Annotated in this window: 16 protein-coding genes and 1 other RNA gene; 9 read left to right on the top strand and 8 right to left on the bottom strand. The window is 61.3% G+C overall.

Annotation, left to right across the window (positions count from 1 at the left end):
- The first annotated feature begins 166 nt into the window (after window positions 1-166).
- Together DFO46_RS05680 and DFO46_RS24310 are read left to right on the top strand one after the other, a co-directional pair.
- Entirely contained in the window at window positions 167-1012 is an 846-nt protein-coding gene (locus DFO46_RS05680; protein WP_120276638.1) for an aldo/keto reductase, read from the top strand.
- Between the two features lie 167 nt (window positions 1013-1179).
- Window positions 1180-1713 (top strand): metalloregulator ArsR/SmtB family transcription factor, encoded by a 534-nt coding sequence (locus tag DFO46_RS24310; protein WP_120276637.1) that lies wholly within the window; start codon window positions 1180-1182, stop codon window positions 1711-1713.
- 68 nt (window positions 1714-1781) lie between these two features.
- Here the strand turns inward: DFO46_RS24310 and ilvN are convergent, their stop codons facing one another.
- Both ilvN and DFO46_RS05665 read right to left on the bottom strand, forming a co-directional pair.
- Window positions 1782-2354, bottom strand: coding sequence for an acetolactate synthase small subunit (gene ilvN, locus DFO46_RS05670; protein ID WP_110790733.1), 573 nt, complete (start codon window positions 2352-2354; stop codon window positions 1782-1784).
- A 17-nt stretch (window positions 2355-2371) separates the two neighbouring features.
- Window positions 2372-4150: an acetolactate synthase 3 large subunit gene (locus tag DFO46_RS05665; protein WP_120276636.1), complete on the bottom strand. Its 1779-nt coding sequence runs from the start codon at window positions 4148-4150 to the stop codon at window positions 2372-2374.
- A gap of 339 nt (window positions 4151-4489) precedes the next feature.
- Between DFO46_RS05665 and DFO46_RS05660 the strand changes: the two genes are divergently transcribed.
- Window positions 4490-6586 carry an ATP-binding protein gene (locus DFO46_RS05660; RefSeq protein ID WP_120276635.1) on the top strand — a complete coding sequence of 699 codons (2097 nt, stop codon included), beginning with the start codon at window positions 4490-4492 and terminating at the stop codon, window positions 6584-6586.
- Window positions 6587-6595: 9 nt separating this feature from the next.
- Here the strand turns inward: DFO46_RS05660 and miaA are convergent, their stop codons facing one another.
- On the bottom strand, window positions 6596-7510 hold the full coding sequence (gene miaA, locus DFO46_RS05655; protein WP_120276634.1) for a tRNA (adenosine(37)-N6)-dimethylallyltransferase MiaA: 915 nt from the start codon (window positions 7508-7510) through the stop codon (window positions 6596-6598).
- Here miaA and serB point away from each other — a divergent pair.
- The 3 genes from serB to DFO46_RS05640 all read left to right on the top strand — a co-directional run bounded on the left by serB (window position 7509) and on the right by DFO46_RS05640 (window position 11418).
- A complete protein-coding gene (serB, locus tag DFO46_RS05650; RefSeq protein ID WP_120276633.1) occupies window positions 7509-8411 on the top strand; it encodes a phosphoserine phosphatase SerB in 903 nt (300 codons plus the stop codon). The two genes, miaA and serB, sit on opposite strands and share 2 nt — an antisense overlap.
- Window positions 8408-8953: a GNAT family N-acetyltransferase gene (locus DFO46_RS05645; RefSeq protein ID WP_120276632.1), complete on the top strand. Its 546-nt coding sequence runs from the start codon at window positions 8408-8410 to the stop codon at window positions 8951-8953. The genes serB and DFO46_RS05645 overlap by 4 nt, the downstream gene beginning before the upstream one ends.
- 80 nt (window positions 8954-9033) lie before the next feature.
- Window positions 9034-11418 (top strand): EAL domain-containing protein, encoded by a 2385-nt coding sequence (locus tag DFO46_RS05640; RefSeq protein ID WP_120276631.1) that lies wholly within the window; start codon window positions 9034-9036, stop codon window positions 11416-11418.
- Between the two features lie 3 nt (window positions 11419-11421).
- Here the strand turns inward: DFO46_RS05640 and DFO46_RS05635 are convergent, their stop codons facing one another.
- The 5 genes from DFO46_RS05635 to DFO46_RS05615 form a co-directional block, all read right to left on the bottom strand.
- Window positions 11422-12990 (bottom strand): Do family serine endopeptidase, encoded by a 1569-nt coding sequence (locus DFO46_RS05635; RefSeq protein ID WP_120278153.1) that lies wholly within the window; start codon window positions 12988-12990, stop codon window positions 11422-11424.
- A gap of 261 nt (window positions 12991-13251) precedes the next feature.
- A complete protein-coding gene (locus DFO46_RS05630; RefSeq protein WP_120276630.1) occupies window positions 13252-14214 on the bottom strand; it encodes a protease modulator HflC in 963 nt (320 codons plus the stop codon).
- Between the two features lies 1 nt (window position 14215).
- Complete coding sequence (gene hflK, locus DFO46_RS05625; protein ID WP_120276629.1) at window positions 14216-15352, bottom strand: FtsH protease activity modulator HflK; 1137 nt, start codon at window positions 15350-15352, stop codon at window positions 14216-14218.
- 152 nt (window positions 15353-15504) lie between these two features.
- Window positions 15505-16029 carry a dihydrofolate reductase gene (locus DFO46_RS05620; RefSeq protein ID WP_120276628.1) on the bottom strand — a complete coding sequence of 175 codons (525 nt, stop codon included), beginning with the start codon at window positions 16027-16029 and terminating at the stop codon, window positions 15505-15507.
- A gap of 18 nt (window positions 16030-16047) precedes the next feature.
- Window positions 16048-16842 (bottom strand): thymidylate synthase, encoded by a 795-nt coding sequence (locus tag DFO46_RS05615; protein ID WP_120276627.1) that lies wholly within the window; start codon window positions 16840-16842, stop codon window positions 16048-16050.
- A gap of 207 nt (window positions 16843-17049) precedes the next feature.
- Here DFO46_RS05615 and DFO46_RS05610 point away from each other — a divergent pair, with 207 nt between their 5' ends.
- The 3 genes from DFO46_RS05610 (at window position 17050) to DFO46_RS05600 (ending at window position 18881) form a co-directional block, all read left to right on the top strand.
- Complete coding sequence (locus DFO46_RS05610; RefSeq protein ID WP_183041843.1) at window positions 17050-17781, top strand: AprI/Inh family metalloprotease inhibitor; 732 nt, start codon at window positions 17050-17052, stop codon at window positions 17779-17781.
- Between the two features lie 41 nt (window positions 17782-17822).
- Window positions 17823-18199, top strand: a transfer-messenger RNA (tmRNA) gene (gene ssrA / locus DFO46_RS05605).
- 178 nt (window positions 18200-18377) lie between these two features.
- Entirely contained in the window at window positions 18378-18881 is a 504-nt protein-coding gene (locus DFO46_RS05600; protein WP_110790745.1) for an SspB family protein, read from the top strand.
- Window positions 18882-18889 lie beyond the last annotated feature (8 nt).

Below are 18889 nucleotides of genomic sequence, written 5' to 3'. Positions count from 1 at the left end.
ATATTTCCTCCGATATTTTGGTCAGCCTAGCTGACCTAACGCCGCCTGACAGCCGCAATCTTGTGACGGTGACACGAACGCGAAACTATCAGCCGCTTGGCATTTGCCCCTTGTACTGGCTGATGCCACGCTTATCCTCCTGCTCGCACCACGGAGGATCGCGACAATGCACGACACCATTCCGACTGTCACCCTGCCGGGCGGCGAGGAGGTCCCGAGCCTCGGCTTCGGCACCTGGATGATGGGGGAGACAAGAGCGCAGGCCAGTTCGGAGATCGATTCTGTCAGGCTGGCTCTCGATCTCGGAATGACGGTCATCGATACGGCTGAAATGTATGGCGATGGTGGTGCTGAACGCATTGTCGGGGAGGCGCTGAAGGAGCGTCGCGAGGACGCATTTCTGGTGTCCAAGGTCCTGCCTTGGAACGCCAGTTTCGACGGCACGATCAAGGCCTGCCATGCGAGCCTGGACAGGTTGGGAACCGACCATCTGGACCTCTATCTCCTGCATTGGCGAGGTGAACATCCGCTCGACGACACGGTCGCCGCCATGGAGGAACTGAAGGCCGCAGGCCGCATCCGCGCCTGGGGTGTTTCCAATTTCGACGTCGAGGATATGGAGGAACTCTTTTCTGTGGCGGATGGAGAGAACTGTGCCGTCAACCAGGTCCTCTACAACCTGTCCCGCCGAGGCATCGAGTTCGACCTCCTCCCCTGGTGCCAGGAGCACCGGATCCCGATCATGGCCTATTCGCCGATCGAGCAGGGCCGCATCCTGCACCACCCCGAACTGATCCACATCGCCAAGGCCTATCAGGCGACCCCGGCTCAGGTTGCCCTGGCTTTCCTGCTGGAGCGCGAGGGCGTGATCCCGATCCCCAAAACCTCGAACCTGCGCCGCCTGCAGGAGAACCGCGATGCGGTCGATCTCGACATCGCCGACGAGGATTGGGCCCGCCTCGACGCCGCCTTCCCTCCGCCGTCTCGGAAAATGCCGCTGGCTATGATCTGATCTTTTCCGGGCGACCGAGATCGCGATCCGCATCTCAGCATCGGAAAACCGTGATATATCCACAGCCCCAGAATTGCAGCCACTTTACGCCAGCCCATCAGGAAATTAGGAGATTGCCTAATTCAAGAATTGCGGCACGAAGGGCAACGGCCGCAGGGGGAACCAAGATGGCAAAGCGCGGCAAGACAGATCTGCATCCGGCGATGGACAAGACATCATCCCGCGTCTTCCACGCACTCGCCTCTGATCCGCGCAGGATGATGCTGGTTCATCTCCAGCAATCCACACTCACCGCCGGCGAAATCGCCGCCCGCTTCGACATGGCCAAACCCTCGATCTCCCAGCACCTTTCGATACTGGAAAATGCCGAACTCATCGAAGGCGAGAAGAAGGGGCAATATATCCATTACAGCCTCAAGCCCGCGGCACTTCGCCATGCGCTCCTGGCGATGCTGACGACGACCGATATCTCCGGCGACGAGGCCGGGCGAGACGCCGTCGAAGACGCCCCGGCGAAGACGAAGAAATCATCGAAGAAGAAGGCCGAGCGAGCAGAAGCAGGAGCCGCATCGAAGAAGGCGGAAAAGGCGAAGCAGGCCGCAGAAAAACCAGCCAAGGACAAGCAGAAGAAGGCGGCAGCCGATCTTGCGCCACCGCCGCAGCAGATGGGCCTGCTCGACCTTCTCGGTATGGATGGCTGAGCGGGCGACAGAACGAAAAAGGGCGACCGCAAGGCCGCCCTTTTTCATTTCGCGAAATCACGAATTGCCTACATGCCTTGCGAGCCGCGGTTCATCGCGGCAATCCCGGTCCGGCAGATCTCGTTGAGGCCGAGCGGCTTCATGATCGAGACGAACTGGTCGATCTTCGACGACTTGCCGGTGATCTCGAAGATGAAGTGATCGACCGTCGCATCGACGACCTTGGCGTGAAAGGCATCGGCCAGACGCAGCGTCTCGGCCCGCATCTCTCCCGAGGAAACGACCTTCACCAAGGCCACTTCGCGCTCGATGGGGCGCTCCTGCCCAAGTTCACGTGCCCGGACCGTCAGATCCAGCACGCGATGCACCGGAACGATACGCTCCAGCTGCGCCTTGATCTGTTCGAGCACGCCGGGCGTGCCACGTGTCACGATCGTAATCCGGGACAGATGCGCTTCATGCTCGGTTTCGGAAACCGTGAGACTCTCGATGTTGTAACCGCGACCGGAGAACAGGCCGATGACGCGGGCGAGAACACCCGGCTCGTTGTCGACCAGCACCGAGAGCGTATGGCTCTCGATGGCAGACGTTTCCTTGGCGATGAAATAGGCCGAGCCGGTCGGCTGTAGGTGTGCGTTCATTTCTCGGTTCCTCCCGGTCAGACGAGCTGACGACCCTTGGCATCGATGGCATTGGCGACGGCTTCGTCGGTCGCCTCGTCCGGCAGCAGCATCTCGTTGTGCGCCTTGCCCGACGGGATCATCGGGAAGCAGTTGGCGAGATTGGCGACACGGCAGTCGAAGATCACAGGCTTCTTCACGTCGATCATCTCCTGGATCGCACCGTCGAGATCATCAGGCTTCTCGCAGCGGATGCCGACGGCACCATAGGCTTCCGCCAGCTTGACGAAGTCAGGCATGGCTTCGGTGTAGGAGTTCGACAGACGGTTGCCGTGCAGCAACTGCTGCCACTGCCGCACCATGCCCATATACTGGTTGTTCAGGATGAAGATCTTGATGGGCGCTTCATACTGGATCGCCGCCGACATTTCCTGAATGCACATCTGGATCGACGCGTCACCGGCAATGTCGATGACGAGGCTCTCCGGATGCGCGATCTGTACGCCCAGGGCGGCCGGCAGGCCGTAGCCCATGGTGCCGAGGCCACCCGATGTCATCCAGCGATTCGGCTGCTCGAAGCCATAGAACTGGGCTGCCCACATCTGATGCTGGCCGACTTCGGTCGTGATATAGGTGTCGCGATCCTTGGTCAGTTCATAAAGCCGCTGCAGCGCATATTGCGGCATGATGACATCCTTCGCCGGGGTATAGGCGAAGGAGTTGCGCGCGCGCCACTTGGCAATATTGGCATTCCACTCAGCCGTCTGCGAAGCCTCGGGCTTCTTCGGCAGCGCCCGCCAGGCACGAACCATGTCTTCGAGAACACGGCCGACGTCACCGAGGATCGGCACGTCGACGCGGACATTCTTGTTGATCGACGACGGGTCGATGTCGATGTGGATCTTCTTCGAGTTCGGCGAAAACGCGTTCAGGCGACCCGTGATACGGTCATCGAAACGCGCGCCGATGCAGACCATGACGTCACAGTCGTGCATGGCCATGTTGGCTTCGTAGGAACCGTGCATGCCGAGCATGCCGAGCCAGTTCTTGCCGGACGCCGGATAGCAGCCCAGGCCCATCAGGGTCGACGTGATCGGGAAGTCGGTGAGCGAAACCAGCTCACGCAGCAATTTGGTTGCTTCCGGACCGGAATTCACGACGCCACCGCCGGAATAGATGATCGGGCGACGGGCAGAGGCCATCAACTCGACCGCCGCCTGGATGGCGCGGGCGTCGCCGGTGACCTTCGGCTGATAGCTCTTCAGCGCCTTGTGGGCATCCGGGGGCGTGTAGGTGCCGGTGGCGAACTGGATGTCCTTGGGCACATCGACGAGAACCGGACCCGGACGGCCCGTCTGGGCGATGCGGAACGCTTCGTGAATGATCGAAGCCAGCTGGTTGACGTCCTTGACCAGCCAATTGTGCTTGGTGCAGGGGCGCGTGATGCCGACGGTGTCACATTCCTGGAAGGCGTCCGAACCGATCAGGGAGGTCGAAACCTGGCCAGAGATGCAGACCAGCGGAACGCTGTCCATCAGCGCATCCTGCAGCGGCGTGACCGCATTGGTGGCGCCGGGACCCGAGGTGACCAGCATGACGCCGACTTTGCCGGTCGACCGGGCATAGCCTTCGGCTGCGTGGCCGGCGCCCTGCTCGTGACGCACGAGGATGTGCTGGATATCGTCCTGCTGGAAAATCTCGTCATAGATCGGAAGCACGGCCCCACCGGGATAGCCGAAGATATGTTCGACACCGTTATCCTTGAGCGCGCGCAGGACGATCTCGGCGCCAGTCATCTGATTGTCTTTACCCGTCATGCTGTGTTTCCATCTGCCTTCTTGGTTTTTGGGCTGATAACCCGGTTCAGGGCATAAAAAAAGGCCCCTTTGAGGAGCCTGTCATCTAGCGCATGGGTGGCTATCGCCGGATGGTTACACCATCCTGCCCATGCGCCTTCCCACCACGATAAGTGCAACCGAGTTTTTCATGGGCCGAAGTGTTAGCCAGAAAGCCCCTCAGCGTCAACGCATCTTTCGGAAAATTTTGCCCGAGACGGCGACAGTTTGTTGCGCAGCATCCCGCAAACCGTCACCACGGCCCTAACGTGCTACACGAAATTTTAAGCGCCCTGCCCTAGACTTGCGTGAGCAGGGAGAATGCGCTTGTCGAAAGATGAATTTCACAAGTCCGGCCAGCCCGGAGATCAAGACCGCCGCGATGGAATGCGGCCTGGCAATCGGATGCTGGGGCGCGTCGTCGCCTGCAATGGCTCGCGCGCCACGATCGCCGCCGTTGCCGAGGAGGGGGGCACCGACCTCACAGAGCTCTGGTCTGTCGGCCGACTGATCTCGATCAGCGTCGGGAAAAACCGTGTCGTGGCACTTGCCTATTCCATGCAGACGGAAGGAAAAGACTGGGGTGAAGGCGCCGACAACCAGTTCCTGATCGAAGTGGAGCTGCTGGGCGAAGTCTATGTCCAGCAGGATGGCAAGGAGATCTTCTCCACCGGCATCTCCCGTTATCCCTATCTCGGCGCAATCGCGCACAGGATCCGCGCTGCCGACCTTCTGCGGATCTATGACACGCATCATAACGATACGGCAGTGATCGGGAAGCTGACCCAGGACGAATCGATCGACGCGGCCATCCATATCCCGTCCATGCTGTCGAAGCACTTTGCCGTCGTTGGTTCTACTGGGGTTGGCAAATCAACGGCAGTCTCGCTCCTCCTGCGCAAGGCGATCGAAAGCGACCCGAAGCTGCGCATCCTGATCCTCGATCCGCACAACGAATTCGCAGCCGCCTTCCCCGATCTCGCCGTCGTCATCGACACAGACACGCTCGATCTGCCGTTCTGGCTGATGCGCCTCGAAGAATTCGCAGAGGTGCTGTTCCGGGGCCGGCCGCCAATTCCGGAAGAACTGGACATCCTGCGTGACCTCATGCCCGAGGCCAAACGCGCCTTTCGCGGCAACGAGAGTGCCCTGATGCGCCGGATGGCGGACAAGAGCTCGATGACAGCAGACACTCCGGTGCCCTATCGCATTGCGGATCTGATGGCGCTGATCGATGAGCGCATCGGTCGTCTCGAAGGACGTGGTGAAAAGCCGTTCCTGCGCTCGCTCAAGATGCGCATCATGTCGGCGATCAACGACCCGCGTTATCACTTCATGTTCTCCAACAACACGATCACCGACACGATCATGGAGACGATCGCGCATATCTTCCGCATTCCGGGAGGTGATCACCCGATCTCGACCTTCCAATTGGCGGGCATTCCTTCGGAAGTCGTCAACTCGGTCGCTTCGGTCCTCTGCCGTATGGCATTCGAGCTGGCGCTCTGGTCGAACGGCGCAATCCACATGCTCGTCGTCTGCGAAGAAGCACACCGTTACGTGCCGGCCGACCCCAATCTCGGCTTCTTCCCGACGCGCCAGGCCATCGCCCGCATCGCCAAGGAAGGCCGCAAATATGGTGTCTCGCTCGGGGTCATCACGCAGCGCCCAGGCGAACTCGATCAGACCATCCTGTCGCAGTGTTCGACGCTGTTTGCCATGCGCCTTGCCAATGACCGCGACCAGGAAATCATCCGATCTGCGATCCCGGACAGCTCGATTTCCACGACCAGCTTCATCTCGTCGATCGGCAACGGCGAAGCCATCGCGTTCGGCGAGGCCATCGCCGTGCCGATGCGCATGCGCTTCACCCGCGTCGAGGAACAGCGGCTGCCGAAAGCCAATGGTGTCAACGCCAAGGCAACGGAGGAAACGCCGGATACGGTCGACCTCCGCTCGATCGTCGGCCGCATGCGTGCGATTGCGGGTCCGGACATCTCCGCATTCCAGCAGCAGTTCGAGAGCAGCATGGCCAGGGTCGACGTACCCATGGCACCCGAAGGCATCTACGACGACGAAGACTTCGACGACGATATGATGGATGACGAACTGCCGAGCCGCTTCTCGGCCGCCCCCGCAGCAGTCTCCGCGCCTGCCAGAACAGAGTATCAGGCGCCCTTGCTGCGCGAGAGCCTTTCGGCGGCGCAGACACCGGCAATAGAACCCTACCGGCCGGACATGCTGCCGCGCGCAGGCACGGGAGATACGCTGAGACGGGCCGACCCTGTACCTGCTCTGGAAGGTGACGCTGGAAATGCCGCCTTCGGCACCGCATCGCTTCGGCGCGAAGGCGGCGGCTCTTCCCTGCGTGAGAGCATTTTGAAGAAGCCGCTTTCGAGTCTTTACAAGCGCGACTGAACGGGGCGATCAGTCGATCCGGTAGGTCATCGGGTCGATCCGCTGCCAGGTCTCGTCCATCTGGTTGCGGAACCAGGTCATCTGGCGCTTCGCATATTGCCGTGTGGCGGCCGATGCCTTTTCGATCACCTCGTCGCGCGACATCTCTCCAGACACCATCGCAGCGATCTGCGACACGCCGATCGCCTTCATGACAGGGGCTTGCTGTGGCAGGTCCAGCGCAAGCAGCGCCCTCACCTCATCCACGGCGCCCTGCTCCATCATCTGCGCAAAACGCCGATCGATGCGTTCATGCAGAAGCTTCCGCTCGGGCAATACGACAAACTTCATCGCCCGCTCCGGATCAACCAGCACCGGACCAGACTGGCGATGGTAAAACGAAATCGACTGCCCGGTGACGGCAAGAACCTCCAGAGCCCGGACAATCCTTTGCCCATCCTTCTGCTGCAGTCCCGCAGCCACCGCCGGATCCTGTGCCGCAAGTTCCGTATGCAGAACCTCCGGCCCTTCGGCGATCAGACGTGCGCGCAATCCTGCCCGCACGTCCTCCGGGATGACAGGCATGTCCGACAGGCCACCGGTCAACGCCTTGAAATAGAGACCCGTGCCGCCGACAACGACCGGCAGGCGGCCTTGCGTCTTCAATTCGGTGAGCAACTCGGCCACATCGCGCAACCAGTCGCCGGTGGAATAGGAAGCGCCGGCAGGCACATGGCCATAGAGGCGGTGCGGGACATCCCCCATCTCACTCTCGTCGGGCCGCGCGGTTACCACCCTCAGCGTGTCATAGACCTGCATGCTGTCGGCATTGACCACCACGCCGCTGTGCCGCCGCGCGAAGGCGATCGCCAGTGCGGACTTGCCGCTGGCGGTCGGCCCGGTTATCAGGATGGCCTCTGTCGTCTTTCCAGGATCTTGCATCATGGCCTTCGTTGCCACGCTTGTCGCCAATCCGTCAAATCCCATTCTTTCTCCCGAGGTCGCCGAGAAGGCCGCCGATGCCGTGCGCTCCTCACGGCTCTACTGGCTCGCCGATGGCGTCGCCTGCGACATTCCGCTGACAGACGGTACGGACCCGCTCGCAGCCGAAGCGCACCTGCGTGAAGCGATTGCGGGTCTGCCCGTCGATGTCGCCGTCCAGGTCTCTGAGACGCGCCGCAAACGCTTCCTGATCGCCGACATGGATTCGACCATGATCGGCCAGGAATGCATCGATGAACTCGCGGCCGAAGTGGGTTTGAAGGACAAGGTCTCGACCATCACGGCGCGTGCCATGAACGGAGAGATCGCTTTCGAACCCGCGCTTCGGGAACGCGTGGCCCTGCTCAAAGGGCTGCCGATCTCGGTTGTCGACGAGGTGATCGCCAAACGCATAACGCTGACCTCCGGCGGCCTCGAATTGATCGCCACGATGAAGGCACGCGGCGGATACACCGCCCTCATTTCCGGCGGCTTCACCGTCTTCACCTCTCGCATTGCTGCCGTTCTCGGCTTCGACGAGAACCGCGCCAATATCCTCATCGAGGACAACGGCATCCTGACCGGCGAAGTCGCCGAACCGATTCTCGGCCGCCAGGCGAAAGTCGATTCGCTTATCGATATCGCACAAACCCTCGGGGTTAGCCCGGAAGACGCACTTGCCGTCGGCGATGGCGCCAACGATCTGGGCATGCTCGGCATCGCAGGCTCCGGCGTCGCCCTGCACGCCAAGCCGGCCGTCGCGGCTGAAGCCAAGATCCGCATCGACCATTCGGACCTGACTGCCCTCCTCTATCTCCAGGGTTACCGCAAGTCCGACATCCAGCACCCTTCCATCCGTCCATGACCATCATCCTGCAGACTGAACGCCTGACGCTGCGCAACTGGCGGAATGAAGACCGGGACCTGTTTCGCGAGATCAACCGCGATGAAAAGGTCATGGAATTCTTCCCCATGCGCCGCAGCCATGCCGAATGCGATGAACTGATGAACAGGCTGCAGGCGATGATCGATGACACCGGCTACGGCTTCTTTGCCGTGGCCGACCGTCAGACCGACGAAGCCATGGGCTTTTGCGGGATCTCCAGGGTGAGCCTGCCTGGCATTCTCCCGGAAGGCGCCGTGGAGATCGGCTGGCGGCTCGCGACACGCTTCTGGGGGCAAGGTTACGTGACGGAAGCCGCGCGGGCTCTCCTCGATCTCGGCTTCAAGAAGAGAGGCCTTGACGAAATCTACGCTTTCGCGGTCGAGGGCAACCACCGTTCGATTGCGGTGATGGAAAGGCTTGGAATGGAGCGGTTGGCAGGACGCGATTTCAACCATCCGTCGGTCCCCGACACCCATCCGCATCTCAAGAATCACGTTCTTTATTGCCTGAAAGCAAGCTGAAGCCGGCAATTCAGCAAATTACAGACAAGACTAATTCAGCAATTTACGTGACCTTAAAGCGTTATGCCTAGAGTTGTGGCATGACAGATCTTCTTACGGTGCATTCGGCAGCCCCAGGGGCCTCGTGGATCGACCGCTTCTGGCGCCTGGGTGAAGGCGGCCAGACAGCGGAGGAAGCGCCGCTCATTCGTGCCGTCCGTCTGTCGATCGTCGGCAAGAATACGCCCTGGATGATGGCGGCGAATATCGGAAACGCTTCGCTGGCAGCGCTTGCGTTCTGGGATAGTCCTGCCGCCTTGGCCGTCAATCTGATCTGCGGCTCCCTGATCGCCATCGCGGCATACACAAGTCTCGTCTGGTGGCATGCACGCCTGCGCCCCTCGCCCGAACGCGCCAGCGTCCGTGGAACCCGCAAGGCAGTTCTGAACGCAATGGTGCTCAGCGGCCTCTGGGCATCGCTCGTCGTCGTGGCCTATGCAGATGCGACGGAGACCCAACGCATGGTGCTGATCGCGCTGACGGTCGGCATGGCGGGCGGCGGCGGTTTCGCTTTGGCCACGATCCCGCCGGCCTCTCTCGCCTTCTGCGGCATGATGGGCCTCGGTGCCACCATCGCACTTGCCGGCGACAACTCGATGGTCGGCGTCTATCTCTTCTCGCTCTACGTCATCTTCGCGGCCATCATCATCCGGTCCTCCCTCGCCGTTTGTGCCAGCCTCACCGAAAAGGTCCGCGCGAAGATGGCGGCGGACGAACAGCGCGACGTGATCAACCTGCTTCTCAACGACTTCGAAGAGAACACAGCCGACTGGCTTTGGGGGGCGGACGAGGATCTGCGCCTGGAGCGGGCATCGAGCCGCTTCTGCGAACAGTTGGCGACACCGGACAGCCTGATCGTCGGTAAGCTGATGGTCGACGCCATTCCTTTCGCCACCCATTTCATGGCCGAGATCGAGCAGATCGGCGACCGCGACAGTTTCCGCAGAAAGCTCGAGGCACGCCAATCCTTCCGCGACGTGGATATCTGCATCGAACAGGCCGGCGAGCTCGGCATCTGGTCCCTCACGGCAAAAGCCATTCACGACGAGAGCGGTCGGTTCATCGGTTATCGTGGGGTCGGCCGCGACGTGACCGCCAACCGCCAGACCCGCCTTCGCATCGAACATATGGCGCGCCATGATCCTCTGACCGATGTCGGCAACCGCGTCTTGCTCAACGAGGATCTGGCCCGCGCCGTCTCACGCCTTGAACGCTTCGGCGACGGCTTCTCGCTCCTCCTGCTCGACCTCGATCGGTTCAAGCAGGTCAACGACAACCACGGCCATGCCGGTGGCGACGAACTGCTGCGCGAAGTGGCCGGTTTGCTGCAGCAGATGTGCGGCGAAAGCGACACGCTCGCACGGTTGGGTGGCGATGAATTCGTCATCCTGCACATGTCCGGCGACGACCCCAAAAGTGCGGGCAACCTTGCAGCGCGGATCATCAAGCGGCTGGGCCAGCCCTTCCACCTCAGGTCGGGCACCGCCCATGTCGGCGTCAGCATCGGGCTCGCCTGTGCCCCCTTGGATGGCACATGCCCGGACCAGCTGATGCGCAATGCCGATCTCGCCCTCTACCGCGCCAAGGCAGATGGCCGCAATCGCTTCCGCTACTTCGACTCGTCGCTTGATGCCACGGCCCGCCGTCGCAACCTGATCGAACAGGAACTGGCGCTCGCCGTCAGCCTCGGCACGCTTGATCTCTCCTTCCAGCCCTTGATTGATGCCCAAAGCGGCACCGTCGTCTGCGCCGAAGCCCTTCTGCGCTGGAACCACACGAGGCTCGGGCCGATCAGCCCGACAGAATTCATTCCGATCGCGGAAGAGACCGGCCTGATCACCAGCATTGGCGCCTGGGTGCTGCGCGAAGCCATCCGGATTTCCAAAGACTGGCCGGACCATGTTCGCGTGGCCGTCAATCTCTCGTCCCGCCAGTTTCTCAGCCCCGGCCTGGTTCCGATGGTCGAAAACGCATTGAAGGCCAACGCCATGCGCCCGGGGCGCCTTGAGCTCGAGGTGACCGAAAGCCTTTTGATGAACTCGACGCCGGGCGTCGAGCACACACTCAAGACGCTCGGCAAGCTGGGCGTACGCATCGCGCTCGACGACTTCGGCACCGGCTTTTCTTCGTTGAGCTACCTGCGGCGCTTCCGCTTCGACAAGTTGAAGATTGACCAGTCCTTCATCTCGGACATGGAAACGAACGATGACGGCCGCGCGATCGTCGAATCGGTCATCCGATTAGCCAAGGACCTCCGCATGAGCGTGGCTGCGGAAGGCGTCGAAACGCAGAGTCAGCTGACCATGTTGCGCCAGCTCGGCTGTTGCGAAATTCAGGGTTATCTGGTGGCGAAGCCAATGTCGGCCGAAGCCTTCACCGCGTTTCTCGCGACAAACGATGCGGATAGCGAGCGGCGCTACGCCTGACGCCTATTCGAGCGGAACGGCGATCAGGCGCAGATTGCCTTCTTTGTCGGCGATCATGAGATAACCGCTGCGACGGCCTTCGCTCTTGATCTTGGTCAGCTTCTCGGCCACCTGCTGGGGCGTTCGCATGAACTCCTGTGCGACCTCGACAATCACATCGCCCGGCTTGAGACCTTTGCCTTCGGCCTTCGATCCCGGCAAAACGCGCGTGATCAGGACGCCTTCGACGCCCTTCGCAATCCCAAATGAACTGCGCTGTGCATCGTCCAGGGGCGCAAGTTCCACACCGATCAGGCCTTCTGTAACAGGTGCGGCCTGTTGCGCAGGGTCAGGCGGCGTCTGCTCGCCCTCACCCGCGTCGGGCGCCTGCTGCGCCTGATCGTCAGCGCCGGGGTCTTCACCCTCTTCATCCGGCTCGATGGTCTGGTCCGGCGACCCGTCATCTTCGCTGGCCACGTCGTCGTCTTCAAGCAGGCCCAGCGTCACCTTGACGGTCTGTTCCTTCCCGTCACGCAGGATGACGACGTCGAGCGGTTCGCCAATAGGGCTCTCCGCCACCATGCGTGTCAGGTCACGCGTCTCGGTAATGGCGCGACCGTTGAAGCTGACGACGATGTCGCCGACGAGGATCGGCCCTTTGGCGACCGGGCCCCCTTCGACGATACCGCTGATGAGCGCACCCCGCGCGCGGCCGATCTTGAGGCTTTCGGCCACCTCGTCCGAGACGGGCTGGATGCGGACGCCGAGCCAGCCGCGTCGCGTCTCGCCGAACTCGATCAGCTGCTTGACAATGTTTTCGGCAAGTTCCGTCGGCACGGAGAAGCCGATACCGATCGAGCCGCCGCTCGGCGAAATGATCGCCGTGTTGATGCCGATCACCTCGCCATCCATGTTGAACAACGGGCCGCCGGAATTGCCCTTGTTGATCGCGGCATCGGTCTGGATGAAATTGTCATAGGGGCCCGCATTGATATTGCGGCCGCTCGCCGAGACGATGCCGAGCGTCACCGAGCCGCCAAGCCCGAACGGGTTGCCGATCGCCATGACCCAGTCACCGATGCGCAGCTTGCGGGAATCGCCGAACTTGACGGCGGTGAGCGGCTGCGTCGGCTCGACCTTGAGAACGGACAGGTCTGTCTTTGTATCCGTCCCGATCAGCTTGGCCTTGAGCTTCGAACCGTCGGAGAAAATCACTTCGATATCATCGGCATTTTCAATGACGTGGTTGTTCGTCACGATAAAGCCCTTGGGATCGATGACGAAGCCGGAACCGAGCGAGTTCACCTTGCTGTTGCTGTCGCCTTGCTCGCCGTTCTTGTAGAAATCGTCGAACAGTTCCTGGAAAGGCGAGCCTTCCGGCACCTGGGGCAGCGGCCCTTCCCCCTCTTCCTTGACGCTCTGCGAGGTCGAGATATTGACCACGGCGCCGAGCAGACCGGACGCCAGATCTGCAACCGACTCCGGTCCGCGGGCTTCGACCGGTGACGGAGCGCCGGCACCCACCATCACAAGGGCGCTTCCGACCAGAAGCGCCGGCAGGATCTTTCGTGATGTGCGGGCGGGGTGTGTCATCGGCTTCCTCGCTGGGAGTGTCATGGCGACGTTGAACATAGGGCGGAACGGGCAAACGGAAAATCACATTTCCCGGAACCGGCATAGCCGCAACATGCGACCAGATCTTGTCGATAAGACAGCTACCACACGATTCCCGGTTCGAGGGCAACATCAGTCACAGTGCGCCCCGGCATCGGCGGGATCAAAAACGAGAAAGGGCCGGCCCATGGGCCGACCCTCCTTATGTCCATAACGGCAGTGTGTCGAACTTCCGTTACGTCAATTGGCTGCCGGCGCCGCCGGAACATCTGTCGCAACGGGAGGAACCGCCGGGCCGGGGGCCGCTGCACCCGGCGCATCGCTTCGGCCGACGCCACTGTTGAAGAAGCGGAAGAAGTCCGAATCGGGTGACAGAACCATGGTCGTGCCCTGGTTGCTCATCGAGGCGACATAGGCACGCATCGACCGGTAGAATGCGAAGAATGCCGGGTCACGCTGGAAGGCATCGGCGAAGATGCGGTTGCGTTCGGCATCGCCCTCACCGCGAAGGATTTCCGAATCGCGCTGCGCTTCCGCCTGGAGTTCGACGACCTGGCGGTCGGCAATAGCCCGGCGACGCTGGCTTTCTTCGTTACCACGCGCGCGGATCAGTTCGGCTTCGGCGAGACGTTCGGCCTTCATGCGCTGGAAGGTCTGTTGCGAGACTTCCTGCGTCAGGTCAGTCCGGCGAATACGCACGTCGGTGACCTGCAGGCCGAGGCTTCCCGCCGCTGCCTGTAGGTCGTTCCGGACATCCGACATCATCGAACCACGCTCTTCCGACAGGGCCGCATCGAAGTTGCGCAGACCGTAGACGCGGCGAAGGGCGGCATCGAGACGGGTGCGCAGGCGCGATTCAGCCGCTTCCCGATCACCGGACACCGTTTCGCGGAAACGCCGCGCGTCGTTGATCCGGTAGACGGCGAAGGCGTCGACCTCGTAGAAGGCACCGCCACGAACCTGCACGCGGATATTGTCGAGGTCGAAGCGCAGGGCCCGGTCCTCAATATACTGAACGCGGTCGGCGTCCATGAAGGCAAACGGCAGCTTCAGGTAAAGACCAGGCTCTGTCTTGACGTCCTGGATCTGACCGAAACGCAGGACAATGGCCTGTTCGCGTTCGTTGACCACGAAGATCGACGAGTAGCCGAAGAAAAGCACGACCGCGATGGCCGCGACGAAATAGGGCAAACGATTGGCCATATCAGTTGCCTCCCGTTGCGGACTGGCCGCCAGGCTGGTTGCCCGCCTGATTGCCGGGCTGGCGCGTGATTTCGTTGAGCGGCAGATACGGCACGACGCCCTGCTTCTCGTCGATGATCACCTTGTTCGAATTGCGCAGGACATTCTCCATGGTTTCCAGATAGATCCGCTGGCGGGTCACATCCGGTGCCTTGACGTATTCGTCATAGATCGAGACGAAGCGCTGGGCTTCACCTTCGGCTTCCTTGACGACCTGATCCTTGTAGGCAGCCGCCTCTTCGCGGATCTGTGCCGACTGACCGCGAGCCTGACCGAGACGCTGGTTGGCATATTGGTTGGCTTCCTCGACGAAACGGTCCTCGTCCTGCTGCGCGCGCTGGACTTCTTCGAAAGCCTCGGCCACTTCACGCGGCGGTGCGGCGTCTTCGATCGGCACGGCATTGATCGCAATACCGGCACCGTAATTGTCCATCGTGCCCTGGATGATATCGCGCACCTGGGTCGAGATGTCTTCGCGGTTGTCACGGAAGACGTCCTGCGCCGGACGGCGACCGACAACTTCACGCATGGCGCTTTCGGCAACCTGCTGCAGCGTCTGCGAGGGATCTTCGAGGTTGAAGAGATAGGCCTGCGGGTCAGAGACCGTGAACAGGACCGAGAACTGCACGCTGACAATGTTCTGGTCGCCGCTCAGCATCAGGCCGGCACCGGGATTGTTGGAAGTCGCGCGACTGCCGACATTCTGCTGCTGTTCCGTCACCTTGACGATCTCGACCTGTTCAATTGGCCAGAGATGGAAGTGAAGGCCGGGCATCGACACTTCGTCCTTCGGCTTGCCGAAGCGCAGTTCGACACCGCGTTCGTCCGGCTGAACCGTATAGATGGCCTGGATCGCCCAGAAGGCGATGAGCACGAGGCCAATGATCACGAAGGCCCCGCCGTTGAAGCCGCCGGGTACGACGTTCTTCAAGCGATCCTGACCGCGTCGGATCAGATCCTCCAGATCCGGGGGCTGATTGCCGCCACCGCCGCCGCCACGCGGCCGGTTCGGCCCCTGCCCCCAGGGGCCCTGATTGTTACCGCCGCCACCGCCGCCCCAAGGACCGCCGCCGCCGCCGTTCTGATTGCTCCAGGGCATTCATACCTCTTTGCTGTAAATCGCTCCCAAGTCCTTGCGGTCGCGACGGTTGAGAGCCGCATCACGAAAGGTTCCAGAGCGTTATAGGTATCGCAGCCCGGCCTTTCAACGCGAACCGGCCAACTTCTTCCGAAGACAGGGCAAATTTTCCGTTATCGACCAGCCCTGCGACGGTATATCGCGTACCGCGTCGGGTAATTGTCCTTATCCCCGGACGGAACTGCGGTTTCCTCGACCAATTCGAAGATTTCGGGATCGATCGCGGGGAAATGCGTATCGCCGTCGAGATCCGTCTCGACATGGGTCACATGCAGCTCGTCGGCCAATGCGATCGTCTGGCGATAGATCTCCCCGCCGCCGGCGATGCAGATGGCATCAGCGCCCGTCTCCCGCGCCAGCGCTTTCGCCCGGGCCAGGGCCTCGTCGACGGTCGCTGCCATCTCGACGCCTGGCATGTCGATAGCAGCACTGCGGCTGACGATCACATGCGGACGGCCTGGCAGCGGTTTGGAACCGACGGATTCAAATGTCTTGCGCCCCATCAAAAGCGGCTTGCCCATGCTCAGCGCCTTGAAGCGCTTGAGATCGGTCGACAGCCGCCAGGGCATATCACCGTCGCGCCCGATGACACCGTTGCGAGAGACGGCGACGATGATCAGGGTCTTGATATCGCTCATGACGCATTCGCCCTTCGCCTAGACGGCGATCGGCGCCTTGATGCTGGCATCGGCTTCGTAGCCAATCAGGGTGAAGTCGTCATAGGCAAAAGAGAAGATATCCCGGACCTCAGGATTGAGCTTCATCACCGGCAGCGCCTTCGGCGTCCGCGAGAGCTGTAGCTTGGCCTGATCGAAGTGGTTTGCATAGAGGTGCGCATCGCCCAGCGTATGGATGAAGTCACCCGGCTCCAGGCCCGTGACCTGCGCCACCATCAGGGTGAGGAGCGCATAAGAGGCGATGTTGAATGGCACCCCTAGAAAAATGTCGGCCGAGCGCTGGTAGAGCTGGCAGGAGAGCCGCCCGTCCGCTACGTAAAACTGGAAGAGGCAATGGCATGGCGGCAGAGCCATCTCGTCGACAAGCGCGGGGTTCCACGCCGAGACGATATGCCGGCGCGAATTGGGGTTGGTCTTGATACCCTCGATGAGACGCGCGATCTGGTCGATATGCCCGCCGTCATAGTCGGGCCACGACCGCCATTGTGCACCGTAGACCGGCCCGAGATTGCCGTCTTCATCGGCCCATTCGTCCCAGATCGTCACGCCGTTTTCGCGCAGATAGCCGATATTGGTTTCGCCTTTCAGGAACCACAGCAGTTCGTGAATGATCGAGCGCAGATGCAGCTTCTTCGTCGTCACGACCGGGAAGCCATCGGCGAGATCGAAGCGCATCTGGTATCCGAAGACGGAACGCGTTCCGGTACCGGTGCGATCACCGCGATCGCTGCCGGTCTCCAGCACGTGGCGAAGGAGGTCGTGATACTGGTGCATGGGTCCCTGGCGAGTCATGGAGAATGATGCAGTCTAACGCCTTCGCCCCCCCGAACCAAGCGGGCTTTCCGCGTTTTCCCCTTCCGACCGCTGCAGCCGGCCTTTTCCCGCTTCGAGAATACCGGCAGAGTTTGGACTAGCCGACTCCCTCCCGCCTCTCCGATGAAAGGCAAGCCAGACGGCCGCGAACACGAGGGGATCGGAACGATGAAAGCGCCCACCATAGCCGCAATACTGATGTCAGGCCTCAGTCTGCTTTCAGGTATCAATCCGGCACAGGCTCAGGCACCGCAGGATTTCGTCGGAAACTGGACCGTCGAGGGCGGCCCGCTCGGCGCCTGCAGCATCAACCTCTCCGGCCAGGCCATGGGCGGCCAGTTGAAAGCGACCACCTATACCTGTGTCGGCCCCATGTCCTTCGCTTGGGCCTGGGCCCCGAATGGCACTGGACTGAGCATTCTCGGCACCAACAATTTTCCGATCGCGACACTGCGGCCGAGCAGAGGCGTTCTCGTCGGACAATTGAATGACGGGAGCCTCGTGACGCTGAAGCCGGCAAGCGGCCAAAGGATCGGCGCACCACGCCTGGCCCAGCCGCCGGCTGCAGCCCCCGGGCAGCGTGAAAACTGCCGCCGCCGCTACGACAATGATCGCTGCGCCGAGGCAACCGACCTCGTCCCGCCCTTTACCGGCAACGGTCCGGTGCGCGTTCAGGCGCTCAATCAGCTGAACATCCGAGCCGGGGAAGACATGAAGAGCCCCGTCATCGGAAAGCTCGAAGTCGGTCAGTGTTTCCTGGTCGAAGCCTGCCGCCAGACGCCGCAATGGGGCCTGCGCTGCCGCGTGCCGGTCGGCGACAGCGGCATGAAGGGATATGTGATCAAATATTTCAGCGATCAGACCGGCGACTACATCGTCTTCCGCAATCAGTGCCGCTGACACAACTGAGGCCCGGTGCGGCGCGCGATAGTTGACCGGGCCCTCTTTCCAACCGCCGTGGAAACACCTATATCACTCGTGCCGGGGCTTGCTCCGGCTATGGCAATAAACGGTCGGTGTAATAAACCTATTGGACCCGGGGGCGGTACCCGGCGCCTCCACCAAAAACCGGTCGGATCTGATTTGAAGTCAGACCGGCTTTTGATGGGGGCGAAATAGGATCGACAAGGGCGTAAAGATCGAACTTTTGCTCGGCATGATACCGCCGTTATCGGGTCACAAGTGTAGTTGCAAACGACAACAACGCTAAGGGTTATGCTCTCGCTGCCTAATGGCGGTGCGGGAAATCCGAACCAAGTCCTCTAGGTTAGCCCCTTGAGGCGGGGTCCGAAGGCACCTGGCAACAGAAGCCTTCACCTAATCTCCCTCCTGTGCCTTTTCGTTGCTCCTGATATTACCCGGTGTCGCGCGCCTACCCGAACGCGCTGAAATGATGTATCCTATGGCGAAGCGCTTTCGCGTGACGGGGCTTTTCGATACCGACGCGCCGTGGCATATAGCCGTCGAAACGGCATGAGAAGGAAAGACAGGATCTGATGGGGCACGACCACATTCGCTACGACATTCTGGCCCAGGACGCGCTGAGAAGTGTCATCCGCAAGGTTTTGACCGAAGTTGCTGCCACCGGCCGTCTTCCGGGCGACCATCATTTCTTCATCACCTTCCTGACCGGCGCTCCGGGCGTGCGAATCTCCCAGCATCTGAAGGCCAAGTATGCCGAGCAGATGACCATCGTCATCCAGCACCAGTTCTGGGAACTCAAGGTCACCGACAGCCTGTTCGAGATCGGCCTCTCCTTCTCCGACACGCCCGAAAAGCTGGTTATTCCGTTCAACGCCATCCGCGGCTTCTATGATCCTTCGGTCAACTTCGAACTCGAATTCGATGTGCCGCTGGCCGATGAAGATGAAAACGACGCGGAGATTACCGCCTATCCGCTCGATGTGTCCGCCAAGGTCGAAGAGACCGAAGCTGCGGCCTCGGACGAGAAGAAGGAAGGCTCCGTCGTCTCGCTCGACGCTTTCCGCAAGAAGCAGTAACGGAATCC

Source organism: Rhizobium sp. AG855 (assembly GCF_003610655.1).
GTDB lineage: Bacteria > Pseudomonadota > Alphaproteobacteria > Rhizobiales > Rhizobiaceae > Allorhizobium > Allorhizobium wuzhouense.
This window is presented reverse-complemented; position numbering and strand designations above follow the sequence as displayed.